This is a genomic window from Litoreibacter sp. JB4-2, assembly GCF_055693445.1.
This window is the reverse complement of the sequence record NZ_CM146334.1, coordinates 46,346-60,179: the sequence shown is the minus strand read 5'-3', so window position 1 is coordinate 60,179 and position 13,834 is coordinate 46,346. Positions and strand designations below refer to the sequence as shown.

Here is a 13,834-nt window from a genome sequence, read left to right as displayed (position 1 = left end):
ACGTCGGGGCGAAGCATAGAAAAATAGGTCGCAATTTGGTGATCGGCACGGGTTACGTCTTTCATTGCGTTTAATTCTGATTAATATACTCAGGATAAGAAGACAGCGAGTCCAAACTGGCTCATTTATGGAAATTAGGTTGCGACATGACACCACTGGCGACTTTACCTGTTCAGAGCGAGGCCCCTGCCCACACGCGCCCGGCCCCACACCCTGACACAGCGCGCCACGACGCGATGCTCAACACGTTGCGCGTGGCAGCATTGACCTGCCGTGCCGCAAAACGCAGCAATCTGTTTGAGGCCTGCGCGATGCTATCCATCAAGTCTGACGCAGGCCGCGACGCCTTCGCGACGGCGTTGATCAAAGGCCTGCGCGATGCCTTGCCCAAAGCGCCGATCCTGTTGCGCCCAGGGGTCGCGCAGCGCAGCTTTGACGAGCAATGGCTGATGGCCGCCATTTCCGCCTTTGAGGACGAGAATTGGGACAGCCTCTCGTTTCTGATGCGGTCCCGCCTTGGCAAGGCGCACCAACGAAATGTCGCGTTTCTGATCCGTGGCATTCTTGAGCATTTTGAAAAAGATTAGAATAATTCTAAATTAGGGTTGGAAAATCAAATCCGCGCGTTATGTTCTGCTTTGCGAGCAAGCTAACCGCCAGCCAGCATACCTTTGACCCTTAAGAACGCAGGAGATTGGCATGACCCAAACAGCCCTTACACTTTCGCAAGACGCCTCCGCCGCCATCGTTGAAGCGCTGAACCAGTCTGTCGCGGAAACAGCAGTGACGACGATGCTGGCCCAGAATTTTCATTGGAACGTGACCGGCATGGCCTTCGGGCCGCTGCATGAGCTGTTTCAAAAGATATATGAAGATCATTTTGTCGCCCAAGACGATCTGGCTGAGCGTGTGAAAGCGCTGGATGGCCATGCGGAGGGAACTTTGGCGGGCATGCTAAAGCGCTCGAAAGTGTCCGAATATGAAGGCACCGCGACCGACAAAGAGATGATCAAGGCGATGATGGACGCGCAGGAAACGCTGGCCTCCACCCTTGCGGGCTGCGGCGAGATTGCCGCGGAGCATGGCGATACATTGACCGAAGATCTGTGCATCGCCCGTGGTCAGGAGCATGAGAAATTCGCGTGGTTCCTGCGCGCGCATCTGCGCTAACGATTAGCCAAGATCGAAGGGTAACTTCGCGCCCTTCTTCTTGAGCTTCTTGGCGTAAGCCACTCTCCAGCCGTCATATTTTCCCATTGTGGCCTGTTGCGATGTCAGCATCTCGACAAAGGCCACACGGTGCTTGTCCTTCTTCAATTCCTTGAAAAGGGACTTTTGCGCCTTTGTCATAGAACAGCCGATGCACCGGCCTTCCCGCTTGTATTTACACACGTCGATACACGGGCTTGGGATATTGCTCATTTAAGTCGTGCCTTGCAAAGAAACGGGAGGGCCTTGGATGGCCCTCCCCCTAGCTAGGTGTCGTGATGGCTTATTGGAAGACAGCCTCGGGATCATCCAAGCTATCAGAGCCCTCAAACGCGATTTGATCAACGCCCAGTGCGGTGACCACCCGTTCGATTGAGCGTGTTTGGTCGATCAACCCATTCACGCCGCCCATGACCAAGGCCTCACCCGCCGCGTTGCCGCGTTCCAGCATTTGGTCATATGCGAAGCCAGCCTCTGCCGCGGTTTTAATGCGGCCCAAGGCCATCATCGCGCTGGACAGCTTGGAGCGCACTTCTACGTCCAACGCCGCATCCGTTGCCGCGACCAAATCCGACAGCGACGCGCCTGACACTAGCGTGCCGTCAATGCGGACATATTCGCCCAGATAGACGTTCTGCACGCCCATGCCGTCATAGAAATGGTCATTGTGGGTGTTGTCGGCGAAGCAGGAATGCTCCTCCTCTGGATCGTTCAGCATGAGTCCGAGGCGCATACGCTCCCCCGCCGTTTCACCGTAGGACAGCGACCCCATGCCGGTCAGCATCGCGGAGAGCCCTGCGTCAGCATTGGCCGTCACCACCGCCCGCGCGGCGCCGCCTTCGGCCCATTGCGCGGCCATCCATTCCAGATCGGAGACCAGCAAATCGGTTGCGGCCTTCAGGTACTGACCGCGACGGTCGCAATTGTCATTGGTGCAGGCGTCGCCCGCTGCATAGTCGGTCCAAGGGCGGTTGCCTGCGCCGACCCCATGCCCGTTCAGGTCTTGGCCCCACAGCAGGAATTCAACCGCGTGATAGCCCGTGGCGACATTCGCCTCGACGCCGTCGGCCTCGTGCAGAGTGTCTTCCAACAAAGCGGGCGTAATCGCGGAGGCATCCACTTCGGCACCCGACAGCGAAAACGTGGGGTTGGCCACGACATTCAACGCCGCCAGCTCGTTTTCATCAGACGGGCCGCCATAGGAAGCGTCGACATAGTCGATCAGACCTTCATCCAATGGCCACGCATTCACCTTGCCTTCCCAATCATCCACGATGGCGTTTCCAAAGCGGTAGACTTCCGTCTGTTGGTAAGGCACGCGGGCGGCCAGCCATGCCGCTTTGGCGGCTTGCAGCGCCTCCGCAGACGGCGTGGCGATCAGCGCATCGACAGCGCTTTGCAGCGTCTTGGCGGTGATCAGGCTGTCTTCATAATTGGCTGCCGCGATATTGGCGTAAGTGTCCAACACATCCGTTTTTTCAACGGCCAAAGCTGGCGTGGCGACGGCCAATGCCAGCATCGATGTGGCGAGGTAGCTGCGTTTCATTATCTGTTCCCTATTAGTGGTAGGTTGGTTGAATATTGGGTCTGCTTGGACGTTCAGCCTTGCGGCTTTGAGGCGCGCGAAGTTTCATCATCTTGAGGGCCAGCCCGAATTCAGCCGCGAGCCCGGTGAGGACCGGCGCCACGTCTGGGCGCACCAGCAACGTGGCGATCAGCATCGCGTCTTCGCGGTCCCCTTCCGTTGCGGCGGCAATAAAGTTGGCAAAACACGCCTCATCCGCGCCGAGGCATTTGCAGTGCGGGGAATGGCGCATCAACGGGCGGCGGCCATGTGTGACGCAAAGCCCGACAAGCGCCTCAAAAGACCTGATGGCCTTTTCGCCCTGCCCCGCGCCAAGGCAACAGGCAAAGTCGTTCCAGACCTCTTCCTGGCTGGCAGGGCCGCTGGCCCAGAGCCGCAGGTAGATGACGGATGCGGCTTCAACGGGGGCAAGCTCCGTCAAGAAACCGACAGGAGCACCGCCACGAGGAGCGGTTGGACCCGGCATGCTCATTTGGTCAGAATCAATTTGCCTGCGCGGGTGATGCGCAGGACATAGACTTGCCCGTCCAGAACAATATGCGCGGTGTCGCCTGACTTGGTCAGGTCGCGGGCATCATAGGCGGGTTGGGTGTCGGCATGGGTCACCATGGTTTCACGCGCGGTATGAAAGGACATCAGCGACGCCCCGCTTGCAGATCAAACCGGTCGAAAACCCATTCGAGCGAGAAGCCATCAGGCAAAGGCGATTGGTGCAGCAGCTCTGCCAGTTCCGATCTTTCTGGTCTTGGCGTGGCACGTTCACAGGGGCGATCTTTCAATATCTCAACGCGACGTTGCATGTTGGAAGTCCTTTCATCTGGCGAATGTCGGGCTTCCCTGTCTGTTGAATCAGGGTGGCTGGAATACAGGTTAAACCTGAGTAATTTAGTTTGATATGTCAACCTGACTTTTTTAGTCGGGAAATAGATTATTAACTTGACTCTTTTTGTCAGAAGTTAAATCCAAAGGGCCATCAGCTAGGGGTCCCCAGCCATTTCACGTGCAATCACGCTCGGAAAGGGACCCGACATGAAACAATCACGCAACCTATTCAACGCAGGCCTCAGCGCCGCCATAGCATTGGGGGCGCTTGCCGCCCCTGCCTTCGCCGACCCGATGACCGTCACCGATATTGCCGGGCGCGAAGTCACCCTGCCCGACGCGCCGCAGCGCATCGTTTTAGGCGAAGGCCGGATGATGTACGCCATTGCACCGCTGGCCACAGACAACCCGTTTGAGCATATCGTCGGCTGGAAAGATGATCTGATCCTGTATGACCCCGACGCCTTCAAACGGTTCGAGGCAGCCTTCCCTGAAGACACCGCGCGCATGGTGAATTTCGGCAACCCCTATTCCGGTGATTTCAGCATTGAAGCCGTGATCGAAAACCAGGCCGACCTGCTGATCCTTGACCTTGGCAACCTGTTCAAAGCCGAAGAGACCGGCCTGATCGAAAACCTTGAAGAAGCAGGCGTCCCGGTCGTTTTCATCGATTTCCGCCGCGACCCGACACAAAATTCGATCCCCTCGATGCTGCTGTTGGGCCGCTTGCTGGAAGAAGAGACCCGCGCTGCCGAATTCATCGATTTCTACATCCAGGAAATGCGCAAAGTGACCAACGTCGTGCAGTCCCTACCGGTTGATGAAAAGCCGTTGGTGTTTATGGAAAACGCCGCTGGGTGGAACGCCGAATTCTGCTGCAACACGTTTGGCAGCTACAATTATGGCCGCTTCATCGAACTGGCCGGTGGGCGCAACTACGGCTCGGAAATGTTCGCGGGGTATAGCTCCGAGGTGAGCCTTGAAGGCATCATTGCCGCAGACCCCGACGTGTTGCTGGGCACGGGCGCAAACTGGGCAGAGGCCCGCCCCGAAGTGACCGCGACGCTTCTAGGCTACAATGGCGACCCGGCCGACAATGCCGAGCGGTTGAAAGCACTGGCAGAACGCCCGGGCTTCAAAGACCTGCGGGCCGTGAATGAGGGTCGGATGCATTCCATCTACCACCAGTTCTACAACAGCCCGTACCACTTTGTGGCCGTTCAACAGCTGGCCAAATGGCTGCACCCCGAGGACTTCGAAGACCTGAACCCCGACGCCACCTTCACGGCGCTACATGAAAAATTCATGCCGTTTGAAGCGGGCGGGCAGTTCTGGATTTCACTGCCATAACACATGCTTGGGGCGGTACGCTTAAGTACCGCCCTTTTTAAACGTCGGGGCCGCTATGACCATATCAGACACATCACATGACCACGCGGTCGCCGCATTGGTCGGCAGATACAAACGCCGCACCATGCGCCGCTTGCTGCTGCTGGCAGGCGCGCTTGCGGCCTTGGTCCTAACCACGTTGATCGACGTGATGACCGGCCCCGCAAGCCTGTCGCTGGGCGACGTTATCCGCGTCATTCTTGCGCCATCGGAGGCCACAGCGCAGCACCGCGTCATTGTGTGGAACCTGCGGTTGCCCATTGCTATCATGGCCGTCTGTATCGGCGCGATGTTGGGCGTCGCGGGCGCTGAAATGCAGACTATTCTCAACAATCCCCTCGCCGATCCGTTCACGCTTGGCCTGTCTTCCGCCGCCAGCTTTGGCGCGGCTTTGGCAATCACGTTGCAATGGTCGTTGATCCCCGGTGCGGGCGTGTTCTTTGTGACCGGCAACGCCTTTGCCATGGCGATGGTGACGTCGCTTGCGCTGTACGCTTTCACCAAAATGCGGGGCGTCACGCCGGAGGCAATGATCCTTGTGGGCATTGCGATGCTGTTCACCTTCAACGCCCTGCTGGCCTTGCTGCAATATGGCGCGTCAGAGCTGCAACTGGCGCAGATCATCTTCTGGCAGCTAGGGTCGCTGGCCCGCGCAAGCTGGGGCAAGGTCGCCACCTGCCTGGTCGTGCTGGCGATCGCGCTGCCCTATTTTATGTCCCGCTCTTGGGCGTTGACCGCGCTGCGCATGGGTGAAGAAAAGGCCGCAAGCCTGGGCGTCAACGTCTCTTTTCTGCGTTTGACAGTGCTGGGCGGCGTATCGCTGCTGTCAGCCGTGGCCGTGTCCTTTGTCGGCGCCGTGGCTTTCGTCGGGCTGGTCGGGCCGCATATTGCGCGCATGGTGGTGGGCGAAGATCAACGCGCGTTCTTGCCCGTCTCCGCGCTTGCGGGCGCGCTGATCATGTCGGGCACGTCGATTGCATCCAAAGCAATCACACCGGGCGTTATTTACCCGATTGGGATGATCACATCGCTCATCGGCATCCCGTTCTTCGTCAGCCTGATCCTGTCGCAACGCCGGAGGCACTGGCAATGACCCTATCCGCCCACAACCTGACGCTGCTTTATGGCAAACGCACCGTCCTGCATGACGCCAGTTTTGATGCTTTGCAGCCCGGCCAGCTGACGGCCCTTATCGGCCCCAATGCAGCGGGAAAATCGACGCTGTTCCGCGCGATCTCCGGGCTGGTGAAAGCTGCCAGCGGGACCGTGAAGCTAGAGGGCACCGACCTGTCGCAAATCAAGACCCAGGAGCGGCTGAAACGCATCTGCTTCATGCCGCAATTCTTCGCGGCAAACGCGGCGCTGTCTGTCTTTGATGTGGTTCTGATGGCGCAAAAGCAGCTCGCGGGCTGGCGGGTCTCGGACGACGACATGGCGCATGTCGCGCAAGCCTTGGAACATGCCGGGATCGGTCACCTTGCCGACGCGCATATTGGCGAGCTGTCGGGCGGTCAGGCGCAGATGGTGTCCGCCTGCCAGGCGTTGATCCGCAAGTCGGATGTCTACCTGTTTGACGAGCCCACCAGCGCGCTGGACCTACGCCACCAGCTGGAGGTTCTGGCCCGCATCAAAACCGCCATGCAAAAGCGCGGGACGGTCGGCATCGTGGCCTTGCATGATCTGAACCTCGCGGCGCGTTTTGCCGACCACCTATTGCTGATTGGCGGCGGGCGCATCCTAGCACAAGGCCCGTCGGAAACCGTGCTGTCCGACCCGTTGATCGCCGAAACGTATAATGTCGCGGTGCAAACTGCACCCGGCCCCAGACAGGAGCTGAACGTCCATGCTTACGCTGACGAACTTCGCCCATAGGCTGGCCTATACCAGCCTTCTTACAATGACGCCCTTTGCCGCGACGGCGGAAGAATTTGAGGTGATGATGCAGAACGCAGCAGCAGATGACGCGCAGCACACCAACGTTTTTGTCCCCGATATTTTGCATATCGACCCCGGTGACACCGTGACATTCATCCCAACCGACTCGGGGCATAATGCGGCCTCCAAACGCGGTATGATCCCAAATGGGGCCGAGCCGTGGAACAGCCCGATGGACGAGACATACAGTGTCACCCTGACGGTCCCGGGCATTTACGGCTATGTATGCCTGCCCCATTATGAAATGGGCATGGTGGGCTTGATCGTGGTTGGCGATGATTTGTCAAACGTCGCGGAGGCCAAGAAGGTGCGCCACCCGGGCAAGGCCAGAAAGGTCTTCCGGGAGCTATTGGGACAGCTAGATTAAGCCCGCAAAGGGGCGTAGTTTCGGCATCAGCATTCGCTTGAGCACTTAACGCCCCATCCAGCCGCCATCGACGAGCATTGTGTGGCCGTGCATGTAGGCGGCTGCGTCGGAGGCGAGGAAGGTGATGGGGCCTTTGAAGTCGTCTGGGGTGCCCCAGCGGCCGGCGGGGATGCGGCTGAGGATGGATTGGGCGCGGTCGGGGTCGTTGCGCAGCGCCTCGGTGTTATCCGTGTCGATATAGCCCGGCGCGATTGCGTTGACGTTCACGCCCTTGCCCGCCCATTCATTCGCGAAGGCCATGGTCAGCTGCCCGATGCCGCCCTTGGACGCCGCGTAGCCCGGCACGGTGATGCCGCCCTGGAAGGTCAAAAGCGACGCGGTGAAGATGATTTTCCCCGAACCGCGCGCCACCATTTTCGCGCCGATATCACGCGTCAGGATGAACTGCGCGTTCAGGTTGACCTCGATCACCTCGTCCCACATCTCGTCGGGATGGGTGGCCGCCGGTTCGCGCAGGATCGTCCCTGCGTTATTGACCAGAATGTCGATCTGCGGATGATCGGCCAGCACCTGGGCACTGAAGGATTTGACCGCCGCGCGATCCGAGAAGTCACAGGCGTAGCCGGTAAATTTGCGCCCCAGCGCGGTGACCGCGTCACCAATGTCTGAGCGTTCCGGGTCTAGCGTGGCGCTGACGGCGATGATGTCGGCGCCAGCCTCCGCCAGAGCCTCCGCCATGCCAAAGCCGATGCCGCGTTTGGCGCCTGTGACGAGCGCGGTTTTGCCGGAAAGATCAAACTTGTCAGCCAAAGCCATTATGCCTCCTCCTGCACGCGGATCATGGATTTCATTGCATTGGGATTTTCGGTCAGCGATTTGAACGCGGCTTCGATATCTTCCAACCCTTGGATGTCGGTGATGAAGGCGTCGCACTCAACCACGCCCTTGGCCAGCAGTGCCATGGCGGTATCGTAATCCTCGGGCCGGTAGACCCGCGCGCCCAGCAGGTCCAGCTCGCGCCAGAAGAACTGGAACATATCGATCTGCGGCTTGGTGGCGTGGATCGCGACCATGACGATACGCCCGCGCGTGGCTGCGGCCGCCGTCATCAGATCGACGCCGGGCTGGCTGCCCGAGACCTCAAACACCACATCGGCGCCCTTGCCGCCGCTGCCCTCATGCATCGCCTTGGCCACGTCTGTGTCCTTCGGGTTCATCGTGGCAAAGCCGATTTTTTCGGCGAAGGCGAGGCGGTTTTCATTGATCTCCGAGATGGTGACATTGGCGCCCGCATCGCGCGCAACCATGGCGACCAGCATGCCGATGGGGCCGCCGCCGATCACCAGAACATCCTCGCCCGGCTGGACGTTGCCGCGGTTCACGTCATGCACCGCCACGGCCAAAGGTTCGATCAGCGCTGCATGGGACAGATCCAGCCCCTCGGGCAGCACATGGATCGTATGGGCGGGCACGTTCCACTTTTGCTGGAACGCCCCGTCGCTGTCGATGCCGATAAACTTGAGGTTGTGGCAGATATGTTCATGCCCCGCCTTGCAGGCCGGGCAATCGCCGCAATGATCAAGCGGGCGCACCACGATGGGCTGGCCCGCCGCAAGCCCATCAACGCCCGCACCCACGGCGGCAATCACGCCCGACATCTCATGCCCGATGGTGCGCTCAAACCCCACCCGCGCGTCCATATGGCCCAGATAGATATGCAGATCGGTGCCGCAAATCCCGCAATAGGCCACGTCGATCTGCACCTCACCGGGTCCGGGGGCGGGTATGGTCACCTGTTCGATGGAGAAGCTTTTATCCCCGCGATAGACGGCGGCTTGGGTCATGTTCTGTCCTTGGCTTTGAGTGCAGTGTTATGTCAGCAGATTGGCGGCATCAAGCTTGCCCCAGTCAAAGGTGACGCCGGTGCCGGGCAAATCAGGCGCAAGCGCCATATGGTCTGCCACGGCGAGCGGCCGGGTCGTGTAGTCGTCGATCGGGAAGGAATGCACCTCCAGCCAGCCTGTGCTTCCCCGCCCTGACAGAAGGCTGACATGCAGCTCCTGCATGCCGTGGCTGCACAGCGTGATCTCATGCGCCTCCGCCAGCCGGGCCGCCTGCAAGAACCCGGTGATGCCGCCGCAATTGGACGCATCGGGTTGCAGAAAGCTTAGGCTGGCCTGCTGGGCCGCGTATTCAAACTCGTGGATCGTGTGCAGGTTTTCCCCCATCGCCAAGGGCACGCCCGTGGCCTGCGCAATGTCGGCGAAGCCCGTGTAATTGTCAGGGATGATCGGCTCTTCGAACCACAAGATGTCATGGGCCGCGAAGGCGCGCGCGGCCTCGATGGCTTGGGGCACCTCCATCGAGTAATTGGCGTCAACCATGAAGGCCACATCCGGCCCGATCAGATCACGCACCGCTTTGACACGGTCGACATCATCGGGGCGCCCGACTTTGATTTTGACCCCGTTGAAGCCGCGCTCCAGGTAGCCTTCGACGGATCGCAGCAGCTTGGGCAGCTCAAACCCCAGATCAATGCCGCCGCAATAGGCGCGGCAGGACTGCCCCGCCCCGCCCGCCATTTGCCAAAGCGCCTGCCCCGTGCGTTTGCCGCGCAAATCCCACAGCGCAATATCCACCGCCGAGATCGCAAAGGACGCAATCCCGCCCCGCGCCACGTAATGCACATGCCACTGCATGGCCTCATACAGCGCCTCAACCTCCGCGCCGTTTTTGCCGATCAGAAACGGGCCAAGATCATGCTCCACCATCGCCCGGATCGCATGCCCGCCCTTGCCACCCGTGTAGCTGTAACCCGTCCCCTCAGACCCATCATCCAAAGTGACCGTCACCGTCACCAACTCAAAAAAATGATGATCACCATGTTTGGCGTCTACCAAAACTTCAGACAAAGGGATGTGGAAAAGCTGCGTTTCAATCCGCGTGATCTTGGTCATGTCTGAACCTTGCGGTCCGCACGTCCTGACATGACGCGTGCCTGAAACAGGATCACGGCAAACAGGAAGCCGCCGCGGATCACCATCTGCCAGTAGGCGCTGAAGCTGATCGTGCCCCGGCCGTTTTCGAAGTTGAGGATATTGAAGACGAGACCCAACAGAAGTGCCCCGGCCACGGTCGCGGTCACTGACCCCAACCCGCCGGTCAAAAGCGTGCCGCCGACGACGACGGAGGCAATGGCGGACAGTTCCCACCCGATCCCTTCCAGCGGCTGACCGGCCCCAAATCCGGAGGCAAGGATGACACCTGCCAGCCCAGCGCAGCCACCTGACAGCAAGTAGACGAACGCCGTGGCGCGATTGACTTTCAGACCCATGAGAATGGACGCGTCTGCCCCGCCGCCGATGGCAAGAACTGTGCGCCCGAGCGTCGTTTTCTCTAGCACGAACCACAGCGCCACGACGACAACGCCGACCACAACGATGGACCACGGCAGGATATTGAGTGCTTTCTCCATCCCCATCTTGGTGAAGTTCGAGCCCCAATCGACCGAAATTGTTTGCGCGCCGGAGATGACCAAGGCACCGCCTTTCGCGCCCAGCATAGTGGCGAGCGTTGCAATGAACGGCGGGATGCGCATCGCGATGATACAGAACGCATTGATCGCACCAAAACCGATGCCTGCCAGAACCGCGCCAGGCAAGGCGACCTCAATACCATAAGGCGACAGATAGGCTGCGATGACCGATGTGAAGGCGGCAACGGAGCCGACCGATAGGTCAATCCCGCCGGTCATGATGACAAAGCACATGCCCACGGAGATCACGATGAACATTGAGTTGTAGTTGAGAAAAGACGTGATGTTGTACGCACCACCAAAATTTTCATAGCGCAGCAATCCGAACAGGATCAGCGCAGCCAGCGCCACCCAGACGGCGACCGATTGCGGGTTGCGCGACAGGTATTTACGCAGATCGAAAGCATCTGTATCAAGCATGCGTCTATTCCTTCCGCGCCTGTTGCACATAGACGGCCGCAAGGATGATGAGCGCTTTGGCGATCAGCGCGACCTCATCCTCTACCCCGTTTGCGAGCAGCGTGTATTTCACTAATTGGATAATGACCGCGCCCAGAATGGCCCCAAAAATAGGGGCACGCCCGCCTTGCAGCAACGCGCCCCCAACGACCGCAGCTGCGATTGCGTCAAGTTCCATCAGATTGCCATTGCGCGCCGCGTCGGAGGCGGAGTTGATCGCGACGACGATCAAACCAGCAAGGCCCGAGAGCACGCCGCAGATCATATAGACGCCGATCTTGACGCGCTTGACCGGCCCGCCTGACAGCTCAGCAGCGCGTTCATTTCCGCCGATGGCCAAAACGTAGCGCCCGAATGTCGTGCGGGTCATCACGAGGAACAAGACGCAGGCAATGGCCAAAGCCAGCCAGCCCTGAAATGGCAGCCCAAGAACCTTTCCAGTGCCGAGATAGCTGAAGGAGGGGTTGGAAAAGGTTTGAAGGTTGCCGTTGGTCAAAACCTGCGCGATGCCACGGCCCGAGATGAACAGGATCAGCGTCGCGATGATCGGCTGCACTTTGAGATTGGCGATCAAAATCCCGTTGAACAGGCCACAGGCTATGGCCGCAATCAGCGGGACGACGATCGCAGCGGCGATCCCGAGCGCCGGGTAAGTCTGACCGAATTCAGACAGGAAAATCAACGGCGCCAGCGCGCCTGCAAGCGCCATGATCGCGCCGACCGACAGGTCAATGCCGCCCGTGGCGATCACCAGCGTCATGCCCATCGCGACAATCGCAATCGTCGCCACTTGGCTGATGTTGACGAACAACGTCTGCATCTGCAGGAAATTCGGCGTGACGAGAATGTTGAAAATTAAGATCACCGCCAGCGCGACCAGGCCACCGTTAGTGCGCAGAAATGGCGCCCAGTTAAACGACTTGACGGATTTCGTCGGCAAGTCCGTGTCTTGCGTGCTCATGCCGCTTTTCCTTCCGTATGCGCCAAGGCGCGCACGAGCGCGTCTTCGGTGATGCCCGGGTTGGTGAGCTCAGTCACGATACGCCCCTCATTCAACACGATGATACGATCAGCCCCTTCAACGATTTCTTCGAACTCGGAGCTGATCAGCACGACACCAACGCCTTTGGCGACGGAATCGCGAATAATCGCCTGAATTTCACGTTTCGCACCGACATCAACGCCGCGGGTCGGCTCATCAAGGATCAGCACATCAGGCTCAATCGCCAGCCACCGCGCCAGCAGGACTTTTTGCTGATTGCCGCCGGACAGCTCCCGGATCGGTTGCTCCATATTCGCGGTCTTAATGCCGAGCGCTTTGATGAAATGATCCACCAATTCGCGTTCGCGCAGGCGGTCGATCTGGCCGCCTTTGGTGAGCTTGGGAAGAAGCGCTAAAGTCAGATTTTCGCGCACTGACATATCGGGGATGATGCCTTCGGCCTTGCGGTCTTCGGTCAGGTAGCCGAACCCGGCGGCAATTGCGGCGGCGGGTGTGTCCAGCCCTGCCCCATTGCCTTTCACCGTGACGCGGCCTTCGGTCAGACGATCGACGCCGAAAATGGCGCGCGCAGCTTCGGTGCGACCGGCGCCTAGCAAGCCGCCCAGACCGATGATTTCACCGCGATGCAGTGTCATGTCAAAGCCGTTCAGACGCGGGCCGGTGGACACGCCTTCGGCCCTGATCAGCACTTCACCTGTCTTGGCACCCGTAGTGCCGCCACCAAATTCCGTCATGCCGGCCTGTTCGATCTCGGCGGTGTCCCGGCCCAGCATGGCAGCGATCAGTTCCAATTTAGTGGTGCCTGCAATGTCGCGGCAATCCACGGTGCGCCCGTCACGCATCGTGGTTACGCGGTCGCAAATCTCAAACAGCTCATCGAGGAAGTGCGAGACATATAGCACCGAGACGCCCGCCTCGCGCAGACCTTTTACGACGCCGAAAAGCACTTCGACTTCGGACGCATCAAGCGACGAAGTCGGCTCATCCATAATCACCAGCCGCGCATCGAGGGAGACGGCGCGTGCAATCGCGACAAGCTGTTGAATGGCCGTGGAATAGCTGCCCAACGGCGCGCGCACGTCGATGTCGATGCCGAAACGCGCAAGGATCTCTCGGGTCCGGCGATGCGCCTCCCGCCAGTTGATAAAAACGCCGAACCGCTTTGGCTCATACCCCATCATCACATTCTCAGTGACGGAGCGCAGCGGCACGAGGTTGAGTTCCTGATAGATCGTGGCGATGCCTGCGGCCTGCGCTTCGCGCGGGCTGGTCAAAACGGTTTCGGCGCCGTTGAAATGCACCACGCCACCGTCGCGGCGATAGACCCCGGTTAGAATCTTGATCAGCGTGGATTTTCCGGCCCCGTTCTGGCCGATCAACGCATGCACTTCGCCGGGTGCAATGTCCAAAGACGCGCCTGACAGCGCGCTGACACCGGCAAAGGCCTTGTCGATACCGCTCATGTTAAGAAGCTCTGCCATGTCTCCCCCTTTGGCAAAGAGTAGATAGCCAAAGGAGGCACGGTCAATG

Annotated in this window: 17 protein-coding genes; 6 read left to right on the top strand and 11 right to left on the bottom strand. The window is 59.5% G+C overall.

The features are described from left to right. Window positions 1-146 precede the first annotated feature (146 nt). Window positions 147-587 carry a hypothetical protein gene (locus ACZ1G7_RS00330; protein ID WP_472661360.1) on the top strand — a complete coding sequence of 147 codons (441 nt, stop codon included), beginning with the start codon at window positions 147-149 and terminating at the stop codon, window positions 585-587. A gap of 112 nt (window positions 588-699) precedes the next feature. Further along, entirely contained in the window at window positions 700-1,170 is a 471-nt protein-coding gene (locus tag ACZ1G7_RS00325) for a Dps family protein (RefSeq protein WP_472661358.1), read from the top strand. A 3-nt stretch (window positions 1,171-1,173) separates the two neighbouring features. Here the strand turns inward: ACZ1G7_RS00325 and ACZ1G7_RS00320 are convergent, their stop codons facing one another. From ACZ1G7_RS00320 to ACZ1G7_RS00300, 5 genes are all read right to left on the bottom strand, one after another. After that, window positions 1,174-1,422 (bottom strand): DUF1289 domain-containing protein, encoded by a 249-nt coding sequence (locus tag ACZ1G7_RS00320; RefSeq protein ID WP_472661356.1) that lies wholly within the window; start codon window positions 1,420-1,422, stop codon window positions 1,174-1,176. 70 nt (window positions 1,423-1,492) lie between these two features. Next, window positions 1,493-2,755 (bottom strand): imelysin family protein, encoded by a 1,263-nt coding sequence (locus ACZ1G7_RS00315; protein ID WP_472661355.1) that lies wholly within the window; start codon window positions 2,753-2,755, stop codon window positions 1,493-1,495. A 13-nt stretch (window positions 2,756-2,768) separates the two neighbouring features. Then, window positions 2,769-3,260, bottom strand: coding sequence for a hypothetical protein (locus tag ACZ1G7_RS00310; protein WP_472663773.1), 492 nt, complete (start codon window positions 3,258-3,260; stop codon window positions 2,769-2,771). Between the two features lie 2 nt (window positions 3,261-3,262). Continuing rightward, window positions 3,263-3,430 (bottom strand): hemin uptake protein HemP, encoded by a 168-nt coding sequence (hemP, locus tag ACZ1G7_RS00305; protein ID WP_472661353.1) that lies wholly within the window; start codon window positions 3,428-3,430, stop codon window positions 3,263-3,265. Continuing rightward, entirely contained in the window at window positions 3,430-3,594 is a 165-nt protein-coding gene (locus tag ACZ1G7_RS00300) for a hypothetical protein (RefSeq protein ID WP_472661351.1), read from the bottom strand. Before ACZ1G7_RS00300 ends, hemP begins: the two co-directional genes overlap by 1 nt. A gap of 229 nt (window positions 3,595-3,823) precedes the next feature. On the opposite strand from ACZ1G7_RS00300, the gene ACZ1G7_RS00295 reads away from it, so the two are divergent. From ACZ1G7_RS00295 to ACZ1G7_RS00280, 4 genes are read left to right on the top strand one after another with little or no spacing between them, the layout of a single operon-like run. Further along, window positions 3,824-4,966 (top strand): ABC transporter substrate-binding protein, encoded by a 1,143-nt coding sequence (locus tag ACZ1G7_RS00295; RefSeq protein WP_472661349.1) that lies wholly within the window; start codon window positions 3,824-3,826, stop codon window positions 4,964-4,966. 55 nt (window positions 4,967-5,021) lie between these two features. Next, complete coding sequence (locus tag ACZ1G7_RS00290; protein ID WP_472661347.1) at window positions 5,022-6,098, top strand: FecCD family ABC transporter permease; 1,077 nt, start codon at window positions 5,022-5,024, stop codon at window positions 6,096-6,098. Then, window positions 6,095-6,877 (top strand): ABC transporter ATP-binding protein, encoded by a 783-nt coding sequence (locus ACZ1G7_RS00285; RefSeq protein WP_472661345.1) that lies wholly within the window; start codon window positions 6,095-6,097, stop codon window positions 6,875-6,877. Before ACZ1G7_RS00290 ends, ACZ1G7_RS00285 begins: the two co-directional genes overlap by 4 nt. Then, window positions 6,849-7,307 (top strand): pseudoazurin, encoded by a 459-nt coding sequence (locus ACZ1G7_RS00280; protein ID WP_472661343.1) that lies wholly within the window; start codon window positions 6,849-6,851, stop codon window positions 7,305-7,307. Before ACZ1G7_RS00285 ends, ACZ1G7_RS00280 begins: the two co-directional genes overlap by 29 nt. Before the next feature lie 45 nt (window positions 7,308-7,352). On the opposite strand, the gene ACZ1G7_RS00275 is transcribed toward ACZ1G7_RS00280, so the two are convergent. From ACZ1G7_RS00275 to ACZ1G7_RS00250, 6 genes are read right to left on the bottom strand one after another with little or no spacing between them, the layout of a single operon-like run. Next, entirely contained in the window at window positions 7,353-8,117 is a 765-nt protein-coding gene (locus tag ACZ1G7_RS00275; RefSeq protein ID WP_472663699.1) for an SDR family oxidoreductase, read from the bottom strand. Window positions 8,118-8,122: 5 nt separating this feature from the next. After that, the gene (locus ACZ1G7_RS00270) at window positions 8,123-9,151 is read right to left on the bottom strand and encodes a zinc-dependent alcohol dehydrogenase (RefSeq protein WP_472661342.1); all 1,029 of its coding nucleotides are present in this window, start codon (window positions 9,149-9,151) and stop codon (window positions 8,123-8,125) included. Between the two features lie 27 nt (window positions 9,152-9,178). After that, window positions 9,179-10,264 (bottom strand): mandelate racemase/muconate lactonizing enzyme family protein, encoded by a 1,086-nt coding sequence (locus ACZ1G7_RS00265; protein WP_472661340.1) that lies wholly within the window; start codon window positions 10,262-10,264, stop codon window positions 9,179-9,181. Then, window positions 10,261-11,262 (bottom strand): ABC transporter permease, encoded by a 1,002-nt coding sequence (locus ACZ1G7_RS00260; RefSeq protein WP_472661338.1) that lies wholly within the window; start codon window positions 11,260-11,262, stop codon window positions 10,261-10,263. The genes ACZ1G7_RS00265 and ACZ1G7_RS00260 overlap by 4 nt, the downstream gene beginning before the upstream one ends. Window positions 11,263-11,266: 4 nt before the next feature. Further along, entirely contained in the window at window positions 11,267-12,262 is a 996-nt protein-coding gene (locus ACZ1G7_RS00255; RefSeq protein WP_472661337.1) for an ABC transporter permease, read from the bottom strand. Next, window positions 12,259-13,785: a sugar ABC transporter ATP-binding protein gene (locus tag ACZ1G7_RS00250; RefSeq protein WP_472661335.1), complete on the bottom strand. Its 1,527-nt coding sequence runs from the start codon at window positions 13,783-13,785 to the stop codon at window positions 12,259-12,261. The genes ACZ1G7_RS00255 and ACZ1G7_RS00250 overlap by 4 nt, the downstream gene beginning before the upstream one ends. Between the last annotated feature and the right edge of the window lie 49 nt (window positions 13,786-13,834).

Coding starts and splice junctions, on each gene's coding strand:
- ACZ1G7_RS00325 (WP_472661358.1), top strand. CDS start 700: ATGACCCAAACAGCCCTTACACTTTCGCAAGACGCCTCCGCCGCCATC.
- ACZ1G7_RS00270 (WP_472661342.1), bottom strand. CDS start 9,151: ATGACCCAAGCCGCCGTCTATCGCGGGGATAAAAGCTTCTCCATCGAA.
- ACZ1G7_RS00285 (WP_472661345.1), top strand. CDS start 6,095: ATGACCCTATCCGCCCACAACCTGACGCTGCTTTATGGCAAACGCACC.
- ACZ1G7_RS00315 (WP_472661355.1), bottom strand. CDS start 2,755: ATGAAACGCAGCTACCTCGCCACATCGATGCTGGCATTGGCCGTCGCC.
- ACZ1G7_RS00330 (WP_472661360.1), top strand. CDS start 147: ATGACACCACTGGCGACTTTACCTGTTCAGAGCGAGGCCCCTGCCCAC.
- ACZ1G7_RS00265 (WP_472661340.1), bottom strand. CDS start 10,264: ATGACCAAGATCACGCGGATTGAAACGCAGCTTTTCCACATCCCTTTG.
- hemP (WP_472661353.1), bottom strand. CDS start 3,430: ATGTCCTTTCATACCGCGCGTGAAACCATGGTGACCCATGCCGACACC.
- ACZ1G7_RS00255 (WP_472661337.1), bottom strand. CDS start 12,262: ATGAGCACGCAAGACACGGACTTGCCGACGAAATCCGTCAAGTCGTTT.
- ACZ1G7_RS00280 (WP_472661343.1), top strand. CDS start 6,849: ATGCTTACGCTGACGAACTTCGCCCATAGGCTGGCCTATACCAGCCTT.
- ACZ1G7_RS00260 (WP_472661338.1), bottom strand. CDS start 11,262: ATGCTTGATACAGATGCTTTCGATCTGCGTAAATACCTGTCGCGCAAC.
- ACZ1G7_RS00250 (WP_472661335.1), bottom strand. CDS start 13,785: ATGGCAGAGCTTCTTAACATGAGCGGTATCGACAAGGCCTTTGCCGGT.
- ACZ1G7_RS00320 (WP_472661356.1), bottom strand. CDS start 1,422: ATGAGCAATATCCCAAGCCCGTGTATCGACGTGTGTAAATACAAGCGG.
- ACZ1G7_RS00300 (WP_472661351.1), bottom strand. CDS start 3,594: ATGCAACGTCGCGTTGAGATATTGAAAGATCGCCCCTGTGAACGTGCC.
- ACZ1G7_RS00295 (WP_472661349.1), top strand. CDS start 3,824: ATGAAACAATCACGCAACCTATTCAACGCAGGCCTCAGCGCCGCCATA.
- ACZ1G7_RS00290 (WP_472661347.1), top strand. CDS start 5,022: ATGACCATATCAGACACATCACATGACCACGCGGTCGCCGCATTGGTC.
- ACZ1G7_RS00310 (WP_472663773.1), bottom strand. CDS start 3,260: ATGCCGGGTCCAACCGCTCCTCGTGGCGGTGCTCCTGTCGGTTTCTTG.